The sequence below is a fragment of the Aliirhizobium wenxiniae genome, from assembly GCF_014201355.1.
Lineage (GTDB): Bacteria > Pseudomonadota > Alphaproteobacteria > Rhizobiales > Rhizobiaceae > Neorhizobium > Neorhizobium wenxiniae.
Map to the genome: position 1 here is coordinate 957,198 of NZ_JACHEG010000001.1, position 22,315 is coordinate 979,512.

The 22,315-nt window shown below is 58.9% G+C and carries 22 protein-coding genes; 16 read left to right on the forward strand and 6 right to left on the reverse strand.

Annotated elements, in window-relative coordinates; genetic code table 11:
• Positions 1–63 precede the first annotated feature (63 nt).
• Positions 64–1,089 carry an ABC transporter substrate-binding protein gene (locus tag HNQ72_RS04645; RefSeq protein WP_183989950.1) on the reverse strand — a complete coding sequence of 342 codons (1,026 nt, stop codon included), beginning with the start codon at positions 1,087–1,089 and terminating at the stop codon, positions 64–66.
• 203 nt (positions 1,090–1,292) lie between these two features.
• Here HNQ72_RS04645 and mqo point away from each other — a divergent pair, with 203 nt between their 5' ends.
• Together mqo and HNQ72_RS04655 are read left to right on the forward strand one after the other, a co-directional pair.
• Positions 1,293–3,002, forward strand: coding sequence for a malate dehydrogenase (quinone) (gene mqo / locus HNQ72_RS04650; protein ID WP_244654291.1), 1,710 nt, complete (start codon positions 1,293–1,295; stop codon positions 3,000–3,002).
• A gap of 114 nt (positions 3,003–3,116) precedes the next feature.
• Positions 3,117–3,416: a DUF1905 domain-containing protein gene (locus HNQ72_RS04655; protein WP_183989954.1), complete on the forward strand. Its 300-nt coding sequence runs from the start codon at positions 3,117–3,119 to the stop codon at positions 3,414–3,416.
• A 73-nt stretch (positions 3,417–3,489) separates the two neighbouring features.
• On the opposite strand, the gene HNQ72_RS04660 is transcribed toward HNQ72_RS04655, so the two are convergent.
• A complete protein-coding gene (locus HNQ72_RS04660) occupies positions 3,490–4,248 on the reverse strand; it encodes a phosphatase PAP2 family protein (RefSeq protein ID WP_210319491.1) in 759 nt (252 codons plus the stop codon).
• A gap of 193 nt (positions 4,249–4,441) precedes the next feature.
• Here HNQ72_RS04660 and HNQ72_RS04665 point away from each other — a divergent pair, with 193 nt between their 5' ends.
• Entirely contained in the window at positions 4,442–5,134 is a 693-nt protein-coding gene (locus tag HNQ72_RS04665; RefSeq protein WP_183989956.1) for a response regulator, read from the forward strand.
• Entirely contained in the window at positions 5,131–6,297 is a 1,167-nt protein-coding gene (locus HNQ72_RS04670; protein ID WP_183989958.1) for an ATP-binding protein, read from the forward strand. The genes HNQ72_RS04665 and HNQ72_RS04670 overlap by 4 nt, the downstream gene beginning before the upstream one ends.
• Positions 6,298–6,389: 92 nt before the next feature.
• Here the strand turns inward: HNQ72_RS04670 and HNQ72_RS04675 are convergent, their stop codons facing one another.
• Together HNQ72_RS04675 and HNQ72_RS04680 are read right to left on the reverse strand one after the other, a co-directional pair.
• A complete protein-coding gene (locus HNQ72_RS04675) occupies positions 6,390–7,643 on the reverse strand; it encodes an RNA polymerase sigma factor (RefSeq protein ID WP_183989960.1) in 1,254 nt (417 codons plus the stop codon).
• The gene (locus HNQ72_RS04680; RefSeq protein ID WP_183989962.1) at positions 7,640–8,032 is read right to left on the reverse strand and encodes a YciI family protein; all 393 of its coding nucleotides are present in this window, start codon (positions 8,030–8,032) and stop codon (positions 7,640–7,642) included. The genes HNQ72_RS04675 and HNQ72_RS04680 overlap by 4 nt, the downstream gene beginning before the upstream one ends.
• Positions 8,033–8,164: 132 nt before the next feature.
• Here HNQ72_RS04680 and HNQ72_RS04685 point away from each other — a divergent pair, with 132 nt between their 5' ends.
• From HNQ72_RS04685 to HNQ72_RS04715, 7 genes are all read left to right on the forward strand, one after another.
• The gene (locus HNQ72_RS04685; protein ID WP_183989964.1) at positions 8,165–8,872 is read left to right on the forward strand and encodes a glutathione S-transferase N-terminal domain-containing protein; all 708 of its coding nucleotides are present in this window, start codon (positions 8,165–8,167) and stop codon (positions 8,870–8,872) included.
• A gap of 71 nt (positions 8,873–8,943) precedes the next feature.
• Complete coding sequence (locus HNQ72_RS04690; RefSeq protein WP_183989966.1) at positions 8,944–9,426, forward strand: GFA family protein; 483 nt, start codon at positions 8,944–8,946, stop codon at positions 9,424–9,426.
• A gap of 145 nt (positions 9,427–9,571) precedes the next feature.
• A complete protein-coding gene (locus HNQ72_RS04695) occupies positions 9,572–10,879 on the forward strand; it encodes a TadE/TadG family type IV pilus assembly protein (RefSeq protein WP_183989968.1) in 1,308 nt (435 codons plus the stop codon).
• Positions 10,876–11,394, forward strand: a complete 519-nt coding sequence (locus HNQ72_RS04700) for a TadE/TadG family type IV pilus assembly protein (protein WP_183989970.1) — start codon at positions 10,876–10,878, stop codon at positions 11,392–11,394. The genes HNQ72_RS04695 and HNQ72_RS04700 overlap by 4 nt, the downstream gene beginning before the upstream one ends.
• On the forward strand, positions 11,391–11,921 hold the full coding sequence (locus HNQ72_RS04705) for a TadE/TadG family type IV pilus assembly protein (protein ID WP_183989972.1): 531 nt from the start codon (positions 11,391–11,393) through the stop codon (positions 11,919–11,921). The genes HNQ72_RS04700 and HNQ72_RS04705 overlap by 4 nt, the downstream gene beginning before the upstream one ends.
• 244 nt (positions 11,922–12,165) lie before the next feature.
• Complete coding sequence (locus HNQ72_RS04710; RefSeq protein WP_183989974.1) at positions 12,166–12,660, forward strand: invasion associated locus B family protein; 495 nt, start codon at positions 12,166–12,168, stop codon at positions 12,658–12,660.
• Between the two features lie 43 nt (positions 12,661–12,703).
• The gene (locus tag HNQ72_RS04715; RefSeq protein ID WP_183989976.1) at positions 12,704–13,282 is read left to right on the forward strand and encodes an SH3 domain-containing protein; all 579 of its coding nucleotides are present in this window, start codon (positions 12,704–12,706) and stop codon (positions 13,280–13,282) included.
• A gap of 4 nt (positions 13,283–13,286) precedes the next feature.
• On the opposite strand, the gene HNQ72_RS04720 is transcribed toward HNQ72_RS04715, so the two are convergent.
• A complete protein-coding gene (locus HNQ72_RS04720) occupies positions 13,287–14,528 on the reverse strand; it encodes a D-alanyl-D-alanine carboxypeptidase family protein (protein WP_183989978.1) in 1,242 nt (413 codons plus the stop codon).
• Positions 14,529–14,796: 268 nt separating this feature from the next.
• Between HNQ72_RS04720 and HNQ72_RS04725 the strand changes: the two genes are divergently transcribed.
• The 5 genes from HNQ72_RS04725 to HNQ72_RS04745 all read left to right on the forward strand — a co-directional run bounded on the left by HNQ72_RS04725 (position 14,797) and on the right by HNQ72_RS04745 (position 21,134).
• Positions 14,797–15,738 (forward strand): GGDEF domain-containing protein, encoded by a 942-nt coding sequence (locus HNQ72_RS04725; protein ID WP_183989980.1) that lies wholly within the window; start codon positions 14,797–14,799, stop codon positions 15,736–15,738.
• A 110-nt stretch (positions 15,739–15,848) separates the two neighbouring features.
• Positions 15,849–16,625 carry a 3-hydroxybutyrate dehydrogenase gene (locus HNQ72_RS04730; protein WP_183821308.1) on the forward strand — a complete coding sequence of 259 codons (777 nt, stop codon included), beginning with the start codon at positions 15,849–15,851 and terminating at the stop codon, positions 16,623–16,625.
• A gap of 123 nt (positions 16,626–16,748) precedes the next feature.
• Positions 16,749–18,221: a xanthine dehydrogenase small subunit gene (gene xdhA / locus HNQ72_RS04735; RefSeq protein WP_183989982.1), complete on the forward strand. Its 1,473-nt coding sequence runs from the start codon at positions 16,749–16,751 to the stop codon at positions 18,219–18,221.
• Between the two features lies 1 nt (position 18,222).
• A complete protein-coding gene (gene xdhB / locus HNQ72_RS04740; RefSeq protein WP_183989984.1) occupies positions 18,223–20,559 on the forward strand; it encodes a xanthine dehydrogenase molybdopterin binding subunit in 2,337 nt (778 codons plus the stop codon).
• A gap of 74 nt (positions 20,560–20,633) precedes the next feature.
• Positions 20,634–21,134: a GNAT family N-acetyltransferase gene (locus HNQ72_RS04745; protein WP_373289407.1), complete on the forward strand. Its 501-nt coding sequence runs from the start codon at positions 20,634–20,636 to the stop codon at positions 21,132–21,134.
• 108 nt (positions 21,135–21,242) lie between these two features.
• Here HNQ72_RS04745 and HNQ72_RS04750 read toward each other — a convergent pair whose 3' ends face one another.
• Positions 21,243–22,187 (reverse strand): GGDEF domain-containing protein, encoded by a 945-nt coding sequence (locus tag HNQ72_RS04750; RefSeq protein WP_183989988.1) that lies wholly within the window; start codon positions 22,185–22,187, stop codon positions 21,243–21,245.
• Positions 22,188–22,315: the final 128 nt, after the last annotated feature.

Below are 22,315 nucleotides of genomic sequence, written 5' to 3' on the forward strand. Positions count from 1 at the left end.
AAAATACGACGAACTGCTGGCCCCCGGATCGGAATTGGGACTGTAGGGAACGGCGATCTTCGCTCACTTCAAAAGACCAAGTGCCTTGAGCTGCTCGCCCACCTGTTCGGCACCATAGATGGTGCGGATGGTCGGGTTCATCGCCTGACCGTCCATGACGACCAGGGCCTTGTTCTTGACGGCCGGGATCTGGCTGACGGCCGGATCGGTGGTCAGGAACTTGATCTTGGCTTCCGGCTTGTCGAGTTCCCAGCGGTTACGGTCGAGATTGGCAACGACGATAACGTCAGGATTGGTCGCGATGATGCTTTCCCAGCCGAGGGTCGGCCATTCCGCTTCGGTCTTGATGGCGCTTTCGCCGCCGAGCACATCGGCAATGAAGCCGGAGGCACCATTCTGGCCGCCGAGATAGGCGTCAGCCGTCGGCGACGGGCTGGAGAACCAGAAGACATAGGAGAGCTTCTTGCCGTCCTTGGAAACGCTGGCGCGCAGTGCCGCCTCACGCTTCTTGAAATCGTCGATCAGGGCCTGACCGCGATCCGAAACGTCAAAAATCTGCGAAAGCTCCGAGATCTCCTTGTAGAGCAGATCCATGTTCCACAGCTGCTCGCGGCTGCCGTATTCGTTCTTCACCTTTTCGGTGGAGAGGCAAGTGCTCGGCGAGATGTAGGAAGGCACGCCGACCTTGTCGAAATCCTCGCGCTTGGCGACCTTGCTGGTCGGGCCGATCAGGCTTGGCAGGGCGGCTGCGACGAAATCCGGGTTCTGCGCCAGAATGCTTTCGAAGGTCGGGAATTCGACGGTCAGCAGCTTCACCTTGGCATTAGCCGCCTCGAGCTGCGGCAGAACCTTGCTCGGCCAGAACGCCGTGCCGACCATCTTGTCCTCCAGACCAAGAAGCAGCAGGATTTCCGCGCTGTTCTGGCCCAGACCGACAGCCCGTTCCGGAGCCTTGCTGAAGGTGACCGATGCACCGCAATTGTCGATCGTCAGTGGATAGGTGGTGGCGGCATTGGCCGGGCTTATGGCAAGCAGGCTCAGAGCCGCGCAGAAGCCGGATACGGCCAGAATGGACTTGGATACAGTCACGACGGTGTTTCCTGATTTATTGGCGCGACAATGCGCCCCCGCGCTATATCCACGAGCCGGAATTGAAACAAGACCATTTTCATCATCTTTCCACTGCGACACGGCGCCATCCTGACAAAATGCCGCATCAGACACTTGTCGCTAAAACATATTTCCCTTATTCACCGCGCCGGGAGGAGCAACAAACAGTTTTGAGGTTCCCGTTGCCTTCCAGCAAGAACACCCCATCCAAAGCCTCTGCAAGCGGTCTCAACCTGAGCCGTCGCCAGCTTCTCGGCTCCGCAGCCGGTGGTGCGGCCGTCGTCAGCACCACCGCACTTCCCGCCTGGGCACAGGCAAGCGCAGACAAGACGGTCGACGTCCTTCTCATCGGCGGCGGCATCATGAGCGCCACGCTCGGCGTTCTGCTCTCCGAGCTTGAGCCGACCTGGCAGATCGAAATGATCGAGCGTCTCGACAACGTGGCGATGGAAAGCTCCAACGGCTGGAACAATGCCGGCACCGGTCATTCCGCTCTTGCAGAACTGAACTACACGCCGGAAGACAGCAACGGCAATGTCGGGATCTCGCGCGCCGTCGGCATCAACGAACAGTTCCAGATCACCCGCCAGTTCCTGGCCCACCAGATCGACAAGGGCGTCCTGAAGGACCCGCGCTCCTTCATCAACTCCACCCCGCACATGAGCTTTGTCTGGGGCGACGACAATATCGAATTCCTCGGCAAGCGCTTCGAAGCGCTGAAGGCAAGCCCGCTGTTCGCCGGCATGCAGTTCTCGACCGATCAGGCCGAGATCGCCAAATGGGTTCCGCTGATGATCGAGGGCCGCGATCCGGCCCAAAAGCTCGCCGCCACCTGGAGCCCGCTCGGCACCGACGTCAATTTCGGCGAGATCACCACCCAATATGTGGCTTCACTGAAGAGCCGCGACACGTTCAAGCTGCATACAAATTCGGAAGTCACTGCGATCGAGAAGAACGAGGACGGCACCTGGACCGTCTTCTTCGACGATAGCAAGAGCGGTTCGGCCGGTTCGATCAAGGCTAAGTTCGTCTTCCTCGGCGCAGGCGGCGGCGCATTGCCGCTGCTGCAGATGTCCGGCATTCCGGAAGGCGACGATTATGCCGGCTTCCCGGTCGGCGGTTCCTTCCTCGTCTGCGACAAGCCGGAAATCGTCAACCAGCACCTCGCCAAGGCCTATGGCCAGGCGGAAACCGGTGCTCCGCCGATGTCGGTCCCGCATCTCGATACCCGCGTCTTCGACGGCAAGCGCCACATCCTGTTCGGACCTTTCGCCACTTTCTCGACCAAGTTCCTCAAGGACGGTTCGCTCTTCGACCTGCCCTCGACGATCACGCTCGACAATATCTGGCCGATGGCCAAGGTCGGCACCGACGAGTTCGCCCTGGTCCAGTATCTCGCCGGCCAGCTGATGATGTCCGACGACGACCGTCTGGCCGAGCTGCGCAAGTATTTCCCGAACGCCAAGGCTGAAGATTGGCGCTTCTGGCAGGCCGGCCAGCGCGTCCAGATCATCAAGAAGGATGCAGAAAAGGGGGGCGTTCTGAAACTCGGCACCGAGATCGTTGCTGCCGAAGACAGCACGATCGCAGCCCTGCTCGGTGCGTCTCCGGGTGCATCCACCGCCGCCCCGATCATGCTCGACGTCCTGAAGAAGGTCTTTGCCGAAAAGCTCAAGACCCAGGAATGGCAGGACAAGCTGCACACGATCGTTCCGAGCTACGGCAAGAAGCTTAACGAGAACCCGGACATGCTCATCCGCGAATGGGCAGCGACCGAAGAGCGCCTGCAGCTCGCAATCAAGGCCCCGACGATCGACCCGGCGGCCTACGGCCAGCCGGCAGCGACCGCCCCGGCCGGCGAAGTCAAGAAGGTTCCCGATATCGCCCTCTAAGCGGCGGCATATCCCGAAAGACGCTGAAACGGCTCCGTTCACGCGGGGCCGTTTTGCTTTCCGCCTCGACAGGGTTACCTTTCGCCGGCAAGACCGATCAACGGAAGCCGGCCCATGAATGCGATCCATTTCGAAGCCGAGGTCATCCACTGGCGCGGCCCCGCACCGTTCTTCTTCGCGCCACTGCCGAAGGACGAGGCCGACGAAATCGCCCGCCTGTCGAAACTCCTGACCTATGGCTGGGGCATGATCCCGGTAGATGTGACGATCGGCAGCGCCGAATTCTACACGGCGCTCTTCGCCAGGGACGGAACCTATCTCCTGCCCTTGAAGGATGCCGTGCGCAAGAAAACCGGGATTACCGCCGGCGATATCATCTCCGTCTCGATGACGCTGCGTCCGCCGAAACGCTGAACCGGCCGTTGGACATCCGCCACGGACCCTTTCCGTCGAAGGAATCTTTGTACAGCACTGGCACCTTCGCCTGCTAAGGTCGTGTCCTCGCGAAGAATTTGTCGATGTCTTTCGCGCGCACTTCCATCCATTTCCAAATCCAGACCATCGCCAGCATCGTGAAAAGCCAGGCGAAGACGACATCTGAAAGGAAATGTGCACCGAAAAGAACGCGATTAAACGCTATAAACAAAAGACACGGCGTCAAAGCGATCGCCGCGATCCGGCGCAGCTTTGCAGGAACGAGCACCAGAAGGGAAAGCGCCGCCGCAGCAGCAGACGCCTCTCCGGATGGGAAGGAGCAGTTACGAACACATGCGGCGGAAAACTGTAATACTGGTGTAAAGTCCGCGTACCCACCGAATTCGACCAAATCGCGAGGACGCGCTCGACCGATTAAGACTTTCAGGACTTCAACAACGATGATCGGGCCAACGAAAAAGCTCAGGAGAACGAAGAGTGGTTTGTGGGGTTGGCAGAACCGGCATCGTCTTGGCAGGAAGATGTGCAAGCCGATAAGTAGCAGCATTGCACCGATAATGCAGATTAGGCTCTGGCGGCTGAAATCCCTCAGCCCTTTCAAAAGCGGTTGCTCCGTCAGAACGAAGACCGCGCCATTGGCAAACCAACGCGACACAACCAGATCGATCGTCGGAAACATCATGAAAACAAAGCTGATGCAGATTATCGACCTGGCGATGACGGTCAACGCTCGGTTGACGCCTGTTCGGGTGTCGTACCGCCACAGGTCATCGGACGCTACGGGCAAGTAGCTGTTTTCTGTTCTTCGCATGCCGGTCTCTCCTGACTGTGGGACAGCGGCTAGTTGGAACCCGAGTGTCAAGAAACGGCGAAGATCGGATCAAGGACTTGTCCGGAATCGGTTACCCGTCTGTCTGAGGATTGTCCGCAATTGCGGAAGCCCATATTGTCCGACGTATTGGCGGCGCGATGGAAGATAGATGAATGGCCGCAAGGCATTTTAAATGGATAACAATCTTGTTCTCATCGTCGAGGATGAGCCGGCAATAGCTAAGATAATTGAAGGATATCTGCTGCGTGATGGCTTCAGAACCGTGCAGGCCGCAGACGGTGAAACCGCCCTGCAGCATCACGCAGTTCTGAAGCCGGACATTGTACTGCTAGACGCACGCATTCCCAGAATAGACGGGTTTGGTGTGCTGGCCCGCCTTCGACAGACGAGTTCGACGCCGGTCATCATGGTGACAGCTCTTGCAGACGACATTGATCGCTTGAGCGGACTACATTTGGGTGCCGACGATTACATTGTGAAACCGTTCAACCCGCAGGAAGTCGTTGCGCGGGTCAAGGCTGTTCTGCGACGAGTTTTGGGAGAGCGGCAGGACGCCATTCGCCGTTTCCGCACGATAGAGGTAGATTTCGGCAGCTACGCAGTCTTCATCGACCGGGGCGGGCAGCGTGTTCCGTTATCCCTGACGCTCAGCGAATTCCGGATTCTCGCACACATGATCCGTCACCCGACCCAGGTATTCGGACGCGCCGATATCCTTGACGCATGCTTGCCTGAAAGCGACGCGCTTGTGCGGACTGTAGACACCCATATTTCCAATCTTCGACGCAAGCTGGAAGAGATCGGAGAAACTGGTTTCTTCCCTGCCGTGCGCGGCGTCGGCTATCGTTTATGCGATCCCCAATGAATATAAGAGAATGCCGCGCCCTGCCGCTCGCCACCCTCACCGCAATTGTGATTGCAACAATGCTCATGCTGAGCGTCGGCATCGCCTATCTCGGTGTCACGTCGTATTCCAAATACCTGGACGAGAGCATTAACGACGGCCTTCCGCCGGAAGCTGCGGCCGCATACAGAATATTGAATGAGGGTCAGGTTCCGGATGAGGCCTCCCTCAAGACCCTTGTTGAATATTTTGACGCGCAGGCAGCTCCGACGGATTTCAAAATTCAGATTGCAGCTCTGATATGCGGTCTGCTTTCGGCCCTGATCTGCGCCATCATCGGTATCTTTCTGGCTAAACGGATCGCACGCCCGCTGGAAGATCTGACGATTGCGGCCGAAGCCCTCAAGTCTGGCGATTTTTCAGCTCGTGTCCCTGCGTCATCGAGCGGGACTTCCGAAGTCTCAAGCCTTGTCGAGACATTTAACGCGCTGGCGACAAGCCTCGAAAGGATGGAAGAAAGGCTGCATTTCAACAACATGGCGGTTGCGCACGAGCTGCGCACACCGCTTACCATCCTGCAAGGCGCGTTGCAGGGCATGCTCGACGGCGTTTTTCCGTTGGATCGAAAAATCTTGTCCGATCTTTTGCTTCAGGTGGAAGGTCTGGGGAAGATTGTGGAAGACTTGCGCACCCTGTCGCTGGCTATCGGTCAGCAACTCGTGATGCAGCGCCAGATTCTCGACGTGGCGGAGATCGTGGAGAGCGTTCTCTCGGCGGCCAAACCCATGCTTGATGCCAGCAGGTTGGAGGTCGAAACAGGCCTGCACCCCGCCCGCATATCCGCAGACCCCTCACGGCTTCGTCAGGCCGTTCTGGCACTGATGGAAAACGCAAGCCGCTATGCTGAAACCGGCGGCTGGCTGCGTTGTGAGACAGAGCGACTGCCGGACGAAAGCGTAGTCATCCGCGTGCTTGATCGCGGCCCCGGTTTTCCCGAGGATATGGAAGCGGTTGCCTTCAATCCATTTTGGAGAGGTGATCCGTCCCGGTCACGCGAAACGGGCGGCACGGGGCTAGGCCTTTCAGTTGTAAAAGCCATTGCAGTCGCTCACGGCGGGCATCTGGAACTCGAAAATCGGCAAGGCGGAGGAGCTATGGTTACCATCCACCTGCGTCCTGAATAGAGAGCGGATGGTGGGCCTGTACCGTTCAACGATCGAGCGCAGGTTTCAACGAAACTAATTTCGTCAGCTCTGTGTGACGGTAAAAATCTCGGCTAGACGGACCGGGCCGCCGGCATGTTCAACCTGTCCAGCTGCTGGCGGATATGGGCGCATTCGGCTGGCGAATTGGCGAGCGTGATGGCGCGATCAAAGGCAATTCGGGCCTCCCCGCTCCTGCCGGCCTGCATCAGAAGTGCACCGCGCACGCCGTGAAAGTAGAAATAGCCGTCGAGCTTCTCCGCAAGCGGGTCGATCAGTTCCAGCGCCGCATCCGGCCCCTTGAGCTTCGACAGCGCAACGGCCCGGTTGAGCGTCACGACAGGTGATGGCGCGAGCTTTTCGAGCAGCTCGTAAAGCAGCGTGATCTCGCCCCAGTCGGTCTCATCCGGGTGGCTTGCACGCGCATGCAGCGCCGAGATCGCCGCCTGCACCTGATAGGGTCCCGGCTTGCAGTGGCGGATCGCCTTGTCGAGCATGGCGAGCGCTTCCGTGATCAATCGCCTGTCCCAGCGGCTGCGGTCCTGATCTTCAAGCAACACGATCTGGCCCTCGCCGTCGAACCGGGCACCGGCACGTGAATGCTGCAGCAGCATCAGTGCCGTCAGCCCCATGATCTCCGGCTCGGCCGGAAAAATGCGTAGCAGCAGCCGGACAAGCCTTAGCGCTTCATCACAGAAGGTAGCGCTTTCAGGATTGGTGATGCCCGACGAATACCCCTCGTTGAACACGAGGTAGATCATCGACGTGACGGTCTTCAACCGCTCGGCGCGCTCATGCACATCCGGCGTCTCGAACGCAACGCCGGCTTTCGCCACACGCCCCTTGGCACGCGTGATCCGCTGCTCCATGGCGCTTTCCGAAACGAGAAAGGCGCGGGCGATCTGCGGCACCGTCAGCCCCGAGACGATCCGAAGCGCCAGCGCGATCTGCTGTGTATTCGGCAGGTCCGGATGGCAGCAGATGAACATCAGCCGCAGGATATCGTCGCGGTAATGCGCATTGTCGAGCCGGTCGGCGATATCCTCCTCCGCATCGGAGAGATCGGAAAACGCCGCCTCTTCCGGCAACGGCTCGTTCTTGGCCCGTTTGCGGATCTGGTCAACGCCGCTATTGCGCCCGACAAAGATCAGCCATGCAGCGGGATCGCGCGGCGCCCCCTTGTCGGGCCATGTGCGGATCGCGCGAAGGCAGGCCTCCTGAAACGCTTCCTCCGCCATGTCTAGATCACGGAAATAGCGCAGAAGAGCACCAAGCGCCTGCGGCCGCGCCGCCGTCAACGCCAGTTCGATATAGGCCAGATCCGTCATGACGATCCGCCTTCCGCCGCTTTGATCTCATTGGGATGGAATACATAGAAGGGTCGAATCTCATAGGAACTAGAGCCGGGATTGACTGCCGACAGGTCTTTCGAGAACGCAACGGCCTCATCGAGGCTGTCGAACTCGGCGGTATAAAAGCCGAGCAACACTTCCTTCGTTTCGGCAAACGGCCCGTCGAGCACCAGCGCCTCGTCCTTGCCCTTCCGGACCGTCGTCGCAGCCGTGGTCGGCATCAACCGCCCGACTGGGCCAAGCTTGCCGGCCTTGGCCAGCGGCTCCTGAACCGCATGAAGCCTCTCCATGACGGAGGCCTCCTCTTCCTTCGACCAGGCAAAGACGGTTTCCTCATGGGCGTAACACAGGATGGCGTACAGCATCTTTCTCTCCTTCTCCCTTGGAAGACGAGAAGGTAACCGCCGATCCGACACAGTGCATCAGAAAATCGTCTCTTCTCCAGAAGCCTATGACATCCTAGCTATAGGGCGCAGCATTCAATTCGAGGAATCCCCATGACCGATCTTTCCGCCTTCCCCATCACCTCCAAATGGCCGCCAAAGGAACCGGGCGTCCTGCAGCTCTATTCGACCCCGACGCCGAACGGCGTGAAAGTGTCGATCATGCTGGAGGAAACGGGGCTGGCCTATGAGCCGCATTTCATCAATATCGGTGCCGACGAGACTTGGGAGCCGGAATATCTGTCGCTAAACCCCAACGGCAAGATCCCGGCCATCCTCGACCCGAACGGACCGGGCGATAAACCACTCGCCCTTTTTGAATCCGGCGCGATCCTGATCTATCTGGCGGAAAAGACCGGCAAGCTTCTGCCCGCAGATCCGGCGAAACGCTATGAGACCATCCAGTGGGTGATGTTCCAGATGGGCGGCATCGGCCCGATGTTCGGCCAGCTCGGCTTCTTCCACAAATTCGCCGGCAAGGACATCGAGGACAAGCGCCCACGCGACCGCTACGCCAAGGAAAGCGCCCGGCTGATCCGTGTGCTGGAAACAAGGCTGGAAGGTCGCGACTGGATCATGGGTGACGAATACACGATTGCCGATATTTCCATGCTCGGCTGGGTGCGCAACCTGATCGGTTTCTACGGCGCCGGCGAGCTTATCGCCTATGACGAGCTGAAGAACGTGCCGAAATGGCTGGAACGCGGGCTTTCTCGTCCGGCAGTACAGCGTGGCCTGGAAATCCCGAAACGGCCCGCCTGATATCCTCTGAGAACGGCTGACTTCACAACCGCTCTGCGCTATCTCCTTCACCCAAGATGGAGGAGATAGCCATGCCACAGATGAAACTGCCCGCCGAAGGCTCCTGCCGCTGCGGCGAGGTGCGCGTGAAGATCACTGCCCCGCCAATGATCACCATGGCCTGCCATTGCAGGGGCTGCCAGAAGATGAGCGCCAGTGCCTTCTCGTGCTCGGCAGCCATCCCCACCGCTGGTTTCGAAGTGACCGCCGGCGAACCTGTGATCGGCGGCGTCCATGGCGATGACATCCACCACTACCACTGCCCGCGATGCAAGAGCTGGATCTTCACCCGCATGGTCGGCATGGACTTTTTCGTCAACCTGCGCCCAACCATGCTCGACGATGCCTCATGGTTCGCCCCCTTCGTCGAAACCTACACATCGACGAAACTCCCCTGGGCACACACCGGCGCGGTGCATGGCTATCCGGAATTCCCCCCGCTCGAGGCATTCGAAGGGCTGATGAAGGAATTCGCACAATGGGACAGTGCGGATGGCAACAACACAAAAATATGACAGTGCTTATGGATATATATTAAGGCTAATATTCAGTAACTCGTCAGAAACCAAACTCTAATGTTTGCCTGTCTGGCAGGCACGCTATTCACGAGATCGTAAATTATCGGACGCGAATATCCCCTTCGATTTGATGGGGGCATTCATGATCTGGCGTCGGTTACAGGCTTTCCATGCGGATGCGCGTGGAAACGTGGGCATGGTGTTCGGCTTGCTGATGGTGCCGCTGATCGCGCTCGGTGGCGCGGGCGTCGATATCGCACGTTATGAGACGATCCGCGTCGAACTCCAAGACGGGCTCGACCGCGGCGTACTTGCGGCCGCCTCGCTGACCCAGACCCGGGAGGCTAAGGCCGTGCTTCAGGATTACCTGAAGAACCTGAGCTATGCCAATGAAGTTGAGATCGATTTCGAGCGGCAGAACAGCCTCAACCAGCGCATCGTCAAGGCCTCCGCCAGCTATACGATCGACACGTCCTTCATCAAGCTCGTCGGCGTCGACAAGCTGACGGTGAGTGCCGTCTCGACCGCCCAGGAAGCCAAGCAGAATATCGAGATGTCCCTGATGCTCGATATGTCCGGCTCGATGATCAACAACAACCGGATCAAGAACCTGAGAACGGCGGCCAAGGCCTTCATCGACCAGATGCTGACCGATGATACCAAGGACTATACCACGATCAGCATCGTGCCTTACGCCGGCCATGTGAATGTCGGTGCAGCGGTGTTCGACAAGCTGGGCGGCAAGCGCGACCACTCCAACTCCTCCTGCTTCGAGCTCGGCGAGACGAATGCCGCCTATGGCGCCGACCCGATGGTCTTCAAGGGTGCCGCCCAGGTGCCACATTTTACCCACTGGAATTTCGGCAGAACCGACATGCGGCCCTGGTGGTGCCCGATGGAAAGCACCTCGATCACCTATCTCTCCAATGATGCTACCGCTTTGAAGGCCAAGATCGATGCACTCGAAATGCATGACGGCACCGGCACTCAGAATGCCATGCAATGGGGCTATACGCTGCTCAACCCCTCAGCCAAGACCGTCTTCGCAGCGGTGCTGGCGGCCGGAAAAATGGACAGCAAATTTGCCAACCGTCCCGCGGCCTTCAACGATGGCGATACGATGAAAGTCATCGTTCTGATGACCGATGGAGCGATTACCGAACAGTTTCGGCCGAAGGATTACAGCCGCCCGGTAACCCAGAAGCCGGACAACAAGGAAATATCCTCCTCCTCCACCAACGCGACGCGCCTTGCCAATGTCTGCACCACGGCCAAGTCGAAAGGTGTCACCATCTTCACCATCGGTTTCGAAGTGTCAGGCAATGCGACAACGCAGATGACCAACTGCGCCACCAGCCCCGCGCACTACTACCCGACATCCGGCTCAAACATCACCGATGCCTTCAAATCGATCTCCATTTCGATCAAGAAGCTGAGACTGACCCAGTGACCCGCCGGCTTCGTCTTCACCTTGCCGACCAGAGCGGCAGTGCCGCCGTCGAATTTGCGCTGCTGGTACCGCTCGTTCTCGCTCTCCTGTTTTCCGTGCTTGAGGCCGGCTGGATCATGACGCAGTCGATCATGCTCGACCGTGGTCTCAGCCGCGCATCACGCGCCGTGCAGATCGGCACGACCTCGATGAGCTACACCCAGTACAAGCAAAAGGTCTGTGCCGAAGCCTTCATCCTGGCCAATTGCGAGAAAGCGCTGCGGCTGGAACTGACACCGATCGATACAGCCGCGGACTTCCCCACCTCGGACACGCCTTGCGTCGACCGAAGCGTGGCGATCGATCCGGTCACCACCTATCATGCGGGGCAGACCTCGCAGCTTGTCTTCGCCCGCGCCTGTTTTGTCGTCGATCCGATGATTCCAGGTATCGGCTACGGGCTTTCCGTGCCGAAAGACAATACCGGCGCCATGCGCCTCACCTCCAGCTTCGCCTTCGTCAACGAGCCGATATGACCAGACAGTTTTACGCAAAGCGCCTCCTGTCGAACGAGGCCGGCACGTCCGGTATCGAATTCGCCCTGACCGCTCCGGTCATTATCCTGCTGTTTCTCGGCGCAACGACACTCTATGACCTGCTGCGCTCCTATAACCGGATCGTCGAGGCGAATGGCATCGTGGCGGATATTGTTGCGCGACAGATGACGATGGACGATGCCTTCTTCACCAAGACCTATGGCGCCTTTGCTGCGTTACAGGCGGACAAGTCCATGCCGAACGCGCTGCGCATCACCAGCGTCATCTGGAAGGATGGAAAATACACCGCTGACTGGACGAAAAAGGCAGGAACGACAGCTCTGCTGCCCACGCAGACGCTGGACACGACCACGTTGCCGACTATTCCTTCCGGTGACTCGGTCATTCTCGTCGAGGGTGTGACGCAATATACCGCGCTCTCCGCCCTGTTCGGCTTCGGAACCGTCACCTATTCGGAAAACGCCTTCACCCGGCCTCGCTTCACTGCAGTCGTCAAAGGCTCCTGATCGGCATCACAATCGCTGGCAGCGACTGCGCGAAAACGTTTGCCGCAATTGCGAATGCGCATATTTTACATTTAAAAACAATAAATTACCATATTCCACACAAACTGCGGTCACCCCTTTGTGACCGTGTGCATCATCGAATTGACACACAAATTAACCTCTCGCTAACCGTGGAGGCCTTGTATGGCCTCTCAATTTGCTAGGCCCATCTCCCGGGTCTGTTCGTGTTTTTTGTGGAGATATCATGCGCACCAAAACTGCAGCTCTTGCACTCGCCCTCACCCTCGTTTCGGCAGCCGCCGCCAGTGCGGCACAGCCCACCCGGATCAAGCAGTTCGAAGCCTGGGGCGTATATTCGTATAGCAACAATGGCCGCACCAGCTGTTATGCCCTGTCGGTTCCAACCAGTTCCGCACCCTCCAGCGTCAATCACGGCGACAATTTCTTCCTGATCTCGCCGCAGGGTCAATCCTACATGCCGCAGGCGATCATGGGCTATGCGCTGAGACAGGGTTCGGATGTCACGGTTGCAGTGGACAGCGAGCGGTTCGATCTTGCTCCTCGCGAAAATACGGCCTGGGTGCGCGACCAGAGCCGTGAGCCGGCATTGGTCAATGCGATGCGGGGCGGAAGCCGGATGACGGTACAGGCAACCTCCGGCCGAGGCACCGCCACCAACTACACCTATTCGCTCAGCGGCGTGACCGCTGCGCTGCAGGAAGTGAGCAAGTGCCGCTGATGACATCGGTTTGAGCATCGGCAGAACGGAGCTGCACGCCAGTATGACACGGACAGGAATTCGCCGCGGCCTTGTCGCCGTCACGCTGGCGGCTGCGCTCTGCCTGCCTCTCGCAGCCAGGATAGAAGCCAGCGAAGTACAGTCTGCAAGTGCGGCTGGCAGTCTTGGTGCAGGGTTCAGAACCGGCAGGGTGACGGGTTACCCCGTCCCCCGCTTTGCATCGATCAAATCCGCAAATGCCCATATGCGCGTTGGCCCGTCGACGGATTATGCGACCAACTGGGTCTATTCGGCCCGTGGATTGCCGCTCGAGATCATCGAGGAATATGGCAACTGGCGGCAGGTCAGGGATCAGGACGGAACCAGCGGCTGGATGTTTGCGCCTCTCCTCTCAGGCCGACGCACAGCCGTGGTCGGCCCGTGGATGGCAAAATCCGTCAAACTGCATGACGCACCTCGCCCGTCGGCTTCGGTGATCGCCGAACTCGCCCCATCCGTGCGATTGAACATCAAGAACTGCGACGGTTCATGGTGCGATGTCTCGCTGCAGACACGTCGCCTATCAGGTTACGTCGCCCAGGCGGATCTCTGGGGCGTCTATCCGCACGAGCGGGTGGAGTAACCTGTTACCGCACGACGAAGCAGTCGATCGACCGGGTCTGTAGAACCGAGCAGGCCCGCGCGGCAGCGTCTCGATCGACAAATCCGGTCAGGCGGGCGCGAAAAACCTCACGGCCACCCGAACTCGATCCCTGGACGCTTGGTGCGATCTGGCCGAAATCGGCAAGCAGCGGCAATGCCGAATTGAGCGCCCCCGTAGCTGCGGCCTGGCTTCCGGCCGCCGCGATCTGAATATCCCAGAGCGGCCCGCCCTGCTGGATGACGTTTTGTACCGGCGCAGCCTGAGGAGCCGTGGCGTAAGGCGTAACGCTTGCAGCGTTCGCCGTTGTCCCACCAAGAATGATTTCGGTACGCGGTCGAGGTGTCGGCGCATTGGACGTGAAGGCGGCAACACCCTCGGCCGAACGTTTCTGCTGGCCCGAAGTTGCGACAGCGATACCCGGCAGACCGCCGCCCGGCAAAGCCTGATCGAGCAGTTCCGCCATGCGGTTGTCGCGCTGGCGAGCCGTCCTGCCACCAAGCACGACGCCTATATAACGCCGCCCGTTGACCACCACGGCACTGGCGAGATTGTAGCCCGATGCGTTGACGAAGCCGGTCTTGATGCCATCCATGCCCGGATAGCGATACATCAGGTTGTTATGGCCCTTGATCGTGCGCCCGCGAAAGCTGAAGGAGCGCTGCGAGAAGATCTTGTATTCCCGCGGGTAATCACGGATGAGCGAAAGCGCCAGCACCGCCATGTCGCGCGCCGTCGTCACCTGCGCGTTGTCCGGCAGTCCCGATGCATTTCGAAAAACCGTATTGCGCATGCCGAGCTGACGCGCCTTTTTCGTCATCAGCACCCCGAAACGCTCTTCCGAACCGCCCAGATGATCGCCCATGGCAGCCGCCGCGTCATTGGCGGAGCGGATCGCCATGCCATAGACCGCCTCGCGCACGGTAATCGTCTGGCCGGCCGGCACGCCGAGCTTGAAGGGAATTTTCGACGCCGCATTCCTCGTCATGACGATCCTGTCGTCCCAGCGGATGCGGCCGGTGCGCAGTGCCTCGAAGGTGAGGTAGAGCGTCATCATCTTGGTCAGCGAGGCCGGATGATTGATGGTTTCGGCATTCTGCGAGGCGAGAACTTTGCCGCTCTGCACATCATAGATGTAATGCGCGTAACCGGCCTCGGCCGTCCGGCTGATTGAAAGAAAGGCGCCGGCCACAAACACGACCGCCATGATCTTCCGGATTAGAAGCATCGGCTCCCCCTCGTTACTGCGGCCGATGAATACTGACCCAACATGGTGCGAAAATGACCTGATCCGAAATTAAATCAAGTTCTTGACCTATGGTTAATCCGCTCGCCCACAACTCGTTTCAGCCGCAAAATAGTGATCCCGTATCATAATACGACAAGGGCTGTGAATGTTTGCATTTTAGTAATTTGGTTAACCTGACCTTTAAAGCCGACTTTCTAGCTTGCACCCGAATCCAATCTCCAGAGGAGGAAAGCTCGGAATGATTCCGATGTCTTCGAGGCTGACCCGCATGGTGCAAACGTCCCTCACCATCAAGGTCTTCGCGATTTGCTTCCTGTCCGTGCACGTGCCGCTACTGGTGTTCATCATCTATCTTGCGGGGGGCAACGGGGCAGAGCCCGAACCGGTCCTGCTTCTGCTTCTCGCCGCCACCGTGGCGGGAACGACCATATGCCTCCTGAGCCTCTGGTGGATGATCCGCCCGCTCAGCCAACTGGCGCAGGCAATCAAGATCTACCGCGCCAACGGCACCCCTGTGCGTATGCAGATAGATCGCAAGGACGAGATCGGCCTTCTGGCATCGACGGTAACGGCCATGGTGGCGGAAACCGAGACGCTTATGAACAAGCTGCGCCACCAGGCCATGACCGACCTCCAGACAGGCCTCGGCAACCGCCGCTGGCTGAATGAACGCGCTGCCGAAGAGCTGGCACGCGCCGAACGGCAGGGAGAACCGTTGTCGATCATCGTGCTCGACCTCGACCGCTTCAAGGGCATCAACGACGGCCACGGCCACGAGACCGGCGACCGGGTACTGGTGGCAACCGGCGAAATCGTCAGAACCTGCCTTCGCCCCTATGATCTTGCAGCGCGTATCGGCGGCGAGGAATTCTGTATTCTCCTGCCTCGCACCTCGCTCGACGATGCGGAAGCAATCAGCGAACGGCTGCGCACAGCACTGGCGGCGACCACCGTACCGCCATTGCGCCAAGGCAGGATGACGGCAAGCTTCGGCATCTGCGCCGCGGGTCCCGGCGATCGGCTGCCGGACATGCTATTGCGAGCCGATTTCGCCCTCTATGAAGCCAAGCGTGATGGCCGTAACTGCATCAGACGTGCACACGACACCAACACCGGAGAAGCAATCGCATCCGCAAAACTGGCACCAGCAAAGGCCGTTTCACCGGTCAACAGCACACACATCCTCTGACGCTCTGCACGCCGTTGGCAACTGACCGTTGCCAGATTAGCGACTTTGCGCATAACGTTCCGGCGCGGTGAGGGAGACACCGCGCTCTAGGCGTTCTTGGGAGGAACAGCATGAACAGATCCGTGGTTATCACCGGCTCCACCAGCGGCATAGGCCTCGGCATCGCAAAGGCATTTGCGGCCGCGGGCGACAATGTCGTCATCAACGGGTTCGGTGACAAGGACGAGATCGAGGCGATCCGGTCATCGCTCGATGCAGCAGGCTCCGGCACGGTTCTCTATCATCCCGCCGACATGACGAAACCGGTCGATATCGAAGACCTGATCCTGACGGCACGCGACAGCTTCGGCACGCTAGATGTTCTGGTCAACAATGCAGGGATCCAGCATGTCGCAAGGATCGAGGAGTTTCCGCCGGAAAAATGGGATCAGCTGATCGCCATTCTCCTGTCATCGGCCTTCCACACGATGCGCCATGCAATCCCGCTGATGAAAACCGCAGGCAAGGGCCGGATCATCAACGTCGCCTCCGCCCACGGCCTCGTCGCCTCCCCGTTCAAGTCGGCTTATGTGGCAGCCAAGCATGGCATCATGGGTCTGACCAAGACGGCGGCACTGGAGCTTGCGCAGGAAAACATCACCGTCAACGCGATCTGCCCCGGTTTCGTACTGACGCCGCTGGTTGAAAGGCAGATTCCCGATCAGGCACGCGAAAAGGGCATCAGCGAGGAAAAGGTCAAGGACGAGGTGATGCTGCGGCTGCAGGCCACCAAGGAATTCGTCGGCATAGATGAAGTGGCGGCCGCCGCGATCTATCTCGCCAGCGATGCGGCAAGGAGCATCACGGGCACACACATCTCCATCGACGGCGGCTGGACGGCGCAGTAGATTAATACGCCTCATTTCGTGACAAGCCCGCGAATGAGGGTAGGATATGCGGCCCGCGAACAGCCAAAATGGCGGCCGGGTGATTCTTGACTGGGAGCCGGCAACGGCGGACGAAGGAGACCGATGAATTCAGCCATCCGCTTCATCCTCAACGGGGAAGACGTGACCCTTGGAGATTTTTCACCCACGGACACGCTTCTGGATCATCTCCGCCTGACGCGGCGGTTGACGGGGACGAAGGAAGGATGCGCCGAAGGCGATTGCGGTGCCTGCACCGTGCTTGTCGGCCGACTGACGGAAACCGGCCTGCGCTACGAAGGCGTCAACGCCTGCATCAGGCTCGTCGGCTCCATGCACGGCACCCATGTCGTGACGATCGAGCATCTGGCGGCATCAGACGGAACCCTGCACCCGGTACAGCAGGCGATGGTCGACTGTCATGGCTCGCAATGCGGCTTCTGCACGCCGGGCTTCGTCATGTCGCTTTACGGCCTTTGGCTTTCCAATGAAAACCCGAGCCGCGCCGAAATCGAAAGCGCGCTGCAGGGCAATCTCTGTCGCTGCACGGGATATGAGCCGATCGTCAAGGCTGCCGAACAGGTGGCGAAGGCGCGACCGAGTTCGCTTTTCGACCCCTTGGAACGGGACCGCACCGAGATCATGGCAAAGCTCTGGTCGATCCGTTCGGCCATGGAAACGATTGTCATCGAAAAGGATGGAGCGCGCTCCATTATCCCGGCATCTCTCGAGGCTTTTGCCGAGACGCTCTCAAATGAACCGCAAGCCACGATCGTCGCGGGAGCGACCGATGTCGGCCTATGGGTGACCAAGCAGATGCGCAAGCTTGACCCGGTCATCTTCATCAATCATCTCCCCGAGTTGCAGACAATCACCGTAGAGCCAAACAGCATCACAATTGGCGCAGGCGTGAGCTACTCCGAGGCGCATGGTTTCCTCGAAGCCGTCATCCCGGCTTTCGGCGTGCTGATCGATCGTATTGGTGGCCAGCAGGTAAGGAACGCCGGCACGATCGGCGGCAATATCGCCAACGGCTCGCCGATCGGCGACACGCCGCCGCCGCTGATTGCACTCGGCAGCCAACTGACGCTGCGCTCCCATTCCGGCCGCCGCACCATGCCGCTCGAAAGCTATTTTCTGGACTATGGCAAACAGGACCGCATGGCCGGCGAATTCGTCGAGAAGATCAGCGTGCCGCGACCGCCGGAAAACGCCCATTTCGCTGTCTACAAGATTTCCAAACGCCGCGACGAGGATATTTCCGCGCTTTGCGGCGCCTTCAACCTAATGATCGACCTCGACGGCCATGTGGAAAATATCCGCATCGCCTTCGGCGGCATGGCGGCGACCCCGAAACGGGCAACCCATGTCGAACAGGCGCTGATCGGCAAACCCTGGCGGTGGGACATGATTGCCGCCGCACGCGAGGCTTTCGATCAGGACTACCAGCCGCTGACCGACTGGCGGGCAAGCGCCGAATATCGCAGCCTGACAGCGAAAAACCTGCTCACCCGCTTCTTCCTTGAAACGGCAGGCGCCCCGGCGCAATTGCAGCGTTTCGAGATGGAGGAGGCGTAAGATGGACAAGACCACCTTCGAGATGAAACCCGCCATCGATGGCCCGATGCATGTGTCGCGCAAACATGATTCAGCGCATAAGCATGTGACCGGAACCGCCGAATATATCGACGATATTCCCGAACCTGTCGGCACGCTGCATGGCGGGCTTGGCCTTGCCGACCGGGCGCATGCGAAAATCCTTTCGATCGATCTCGATGCCGTCCGCGCCGCTCCCGGTGTCGTCTGGGTGATGACTGCGGATGACATTCCTGGCGCAAACGACGTCGCCTCCACCGGCAAGCATGACGAACCGCTGCTCGCGACCGATCTCGTACAGTTCCATGGCCAGCCGATCTTTGCCGTTTTTGCCGAAACCCGAGACCTGGCCCGTCGTGCGGCAAAGCTTGCAAAGATCCAGTACAGCGACCTCCCCCATTGGACGGATATCGACGGTGCGCGGGAAAACGGCGCGCCGCTCGTCACCGAACCGATGACGCTCAGGCGCGGCGAGCCTGAAACTGAAATCGAGAAACCACCCCTTCGAATTCAGGCATCGATGAATATCGGCGGCCAGGAGCATTTTTATCTCGAAAGCCACATCGCCTTTGCCATTCCCGGAGAGGACGAGGACGTAACTGTCTGGTCATCCACCCAGCATCCGAGCGAGGTGCAGCACATGGTGGCGCATGTGCTCGGCATTTCCAATCACGCGGTCGAAGTCAAAACCCGGCGCATGGGCGGCGGTTTCGGCGGCAAGGAAACCCAGAGCAACCAGTTTGCAGCGCTCGCCGCCGTCGCAGCGAAAAAGCTGAAACGGGCTGTGAAATTCCGCCCCGACCGCGACGAGGATATGGTCGTTACCGGCAAACGGCACGATTTCCGCGTCGATTACGACGTCGCCTTCGACGAGAAGGGCAAGATCCACGCGGTCGACGCGACCTATGCCGCGCGTTGCGGTTATTCCGCCGATCTCTCCGGCCCGGTCACCGACCGCGCTCTCTTTCATGCCGACAGTAGTTATTTCTACCCGCATGTGCGCCTTACCTCGCAGCCGCTGAAGACCCATACCGTCTCCAACACCGCTTTCCGCGGTTTCGGTGGGCCACAGGGCTTGCTCGGCGGCGAACGGATCATCGAGGAGATCGCCTATGCGGTCGGCAAGGATCCGCTCGAAATCCGCAAGCTGAACTTTTATGGACAACGCGGATCGGGCCGCACCGTCACGCCCTATCATCAGGATATCCATGACAATGTGATCGCCCGCATCGTCGACGAGCTTGTGGCCTCATCCGACTACAAGAAACGCCGCAAGGCGATCCTGAAATTCAACGAGACAAGCCCTGTCATCCGCAAGGGCATCGCGCTGACGCCAGTGAAATTCGGCATCTCATTTACGCTGACCGCCTACAATCAGGCAGGCGCGTTGGTGCATGTCTATTCGGACGGTTCCATTCACCTGAACCATGGCGGCACCGAAATGGGCCAGGGCCTCTACACCAAGGTGGCGCAGGTCGTGGCCGATTGTTTCCAGGTCGATATCGACAGGGTAAAAATCACCGCGACGACAACCGGCAAGGTGCCGAACACTTCTGCGACCGCCGCCTCTTCCGGCTCGGACCTGAACGGCATGGCGGCCTATGACGCCTGCCGCCAAATCAAGGAAAGGCTGATCGAGTTTGCCGCGCGGCAATGGCAGGTCAATCGCGACCGGATCGAGTTCCTGCCCAACCGGGTGAAGATCGGCAACGAGATTGTCCCCTTCGACACCTTCATCAAGGCCGCCTATTTCGACCGGGTGCAGCTGTCTGCCGCCGGGTTCTACAAAACGCCGAAGATCCACTGGGATCGCGCCGCTGGCCGTGGCCATCCCTTCTATTATTTCGCCTATGGCGCAGCCGTTTCGGAAGTCTCGATCGACACGCTGACCGGCGAGTATATCGTCGAACGCACGGACATTCTTCACGACGTCGGAAAGTCGCTCAACCCTGCACTCGACATCGGCCAGATCGAAGGCGCTTTTGTACAGGGCATGGGCTGGCTGACAACCGAGGAATTGTGGTGGGACACCAAGGGCAGGCTGCGCACCCATGCGCCCTCCACCTACAAGATCCCGCTCGCCTCCGACCGGCCGAAAATCTTCAATGTAAAGCTCGCTGAATGGTCGGAAAACGCCGAACCGACGATCGGCCGTTCCAAGGCGGTGGGAGAGCCGCCCTTCATGCTGGCGATCTCGGTTCTCGAAGCGATCTCCATGGCGGTCGCAAGCGTTGCCGATTACGCCGTCTGCCCACGCCTCGACGCGCCTGCGACACCGGAGCGGGTACTTATGGCGGTAGAACGGCTGAAAGCCCTCTAAAAACGCTTCGATATTTCGCAACCGGGGCCTATTTTATGGGTGAGGAGCGAGATATCGAGGAGGCAGATATGACCATCACCATTCGTGCCGAACGCGCGGGCGACGAAGACGTGATCCACGAACTGACGCAGGCCGCATTCGCGCCCATGTCCTACAGTTCAGGCACCGAAGGGGCGATCATCCGAGCGCTTCGCGCCCGCGGTGACCTGACGCTTTCACTGGTGGCGGAAGATGATGATGAGATCATCGGCCATGTCGCCTTTTCGCCTGTCACGATCGACGGCCATTACGACGACTGGTTCGGGCTTGGGCCGATTTCTGTGAGAGCTGACCGGCAGAAACAGGGTATCGGCCATGCGCTGATCCGCGAAGGGATCCATAAGTTGAAGGCGCTAGGCGCCAAAGGCTGTGCCCTGGTCGGAGATCAGGCTGTCTATCAGGGCGTCGGCTTTGTCAGTGACGGACGGCTTACCTATGAAGGCGTGCCGAATATCTATGTGCAGCACCTCACGCTTTCGGGCCACGCACCCCATGGAGTGCTGACCTTTTCACCGGCTTTCGCAACGACGAACTAAGACGACCGCTTCCGGTTAAACAACAACCTTGTTCAAGGGAACAGATTACGAAGATGCCGGATCCAGTCCGCTGGCATTCGTCTTTACGAATGCTGCGACGGATACTGTTCAAGACACTAGCGCTTCGTGCTGCATCTCCGTGGAAACCAGCTGGTCACGGCCTCCACGTTTTGCATCATAGAGCGCCTTGTCGGCCGACGCGATCATATCGGAAAAATCCACATAACCGGATGTACCAATCGCGAGACCTGCGCTGACAGTGAAATTCGCCGTTGGATGCCCTGCCCAATTAAAATCAAAGCGAGTAAAATTGGCCCTGATCCGCTCAACGACAGCTACAGCATCCTTGCTCTTCAGGTTCGGCAGGAACAGGACAAATTCTTCACCGCCCCATCGTCCGGCGATATCCGATCCGCGAATGGAATTGCGCAAAATTTCGGAAAAACAGATGATGACCTCATCTCCCGCATCATGTCCGAACCGGTCATTGACAGCCTTGAAACCATCGAGATCGAAAATCACCATGGATGAGGCAGCAGCAGCGTTTGCGTTAACGCTCTGCAGCACATTGGCGCGAAACGCACGGCGATTTAAAAGACCACTCAGACTATCGGTTTCCGCAAGACGCTTGAGGTCGTTCTGATACCGAACATGGTCGGAAATATCCCGGATCACCGCAACCATCATCGGCGATCCGGCCGCCGACGTTCTCAGGATTGTAATACCAAGATTGATCTCCGTACCATCGAGACGTCGGCCGACGATGGTAGTGCTTCTCTGCCCCATGTAACGCGCTTCGGTATTACCCGCTTGAAAACCTGCAACGAGCTTCTGATGAAACCCGTGAACACGCTCAGGCAACAAGACTTCCAGAGGCTTGTCCAGTAATTCTCCGGTCTGCCAGCCGAAGATGCTTTCGGTCGCCGGGTTACAGAGCCGGATGATGCCATGATCATCGATGCCGATAATGCCATCAGCAATTTCGAAGACGATCTTCCGGTAGATATCCTGGGAAGCTGGTATCAGCGAGGCAATCGATGCTCTCTTGGTCATAGTATCCCGTCGTCTACTGGAAGGCAGTGGAAGAGTTGTCAAAAATCAATTTGATGCAATGCAACAACTAGAGGAGAAGTGCTGAATATATTTTTAATAAAGTTGCGCCCTTCCACAGGCAGCCCCTC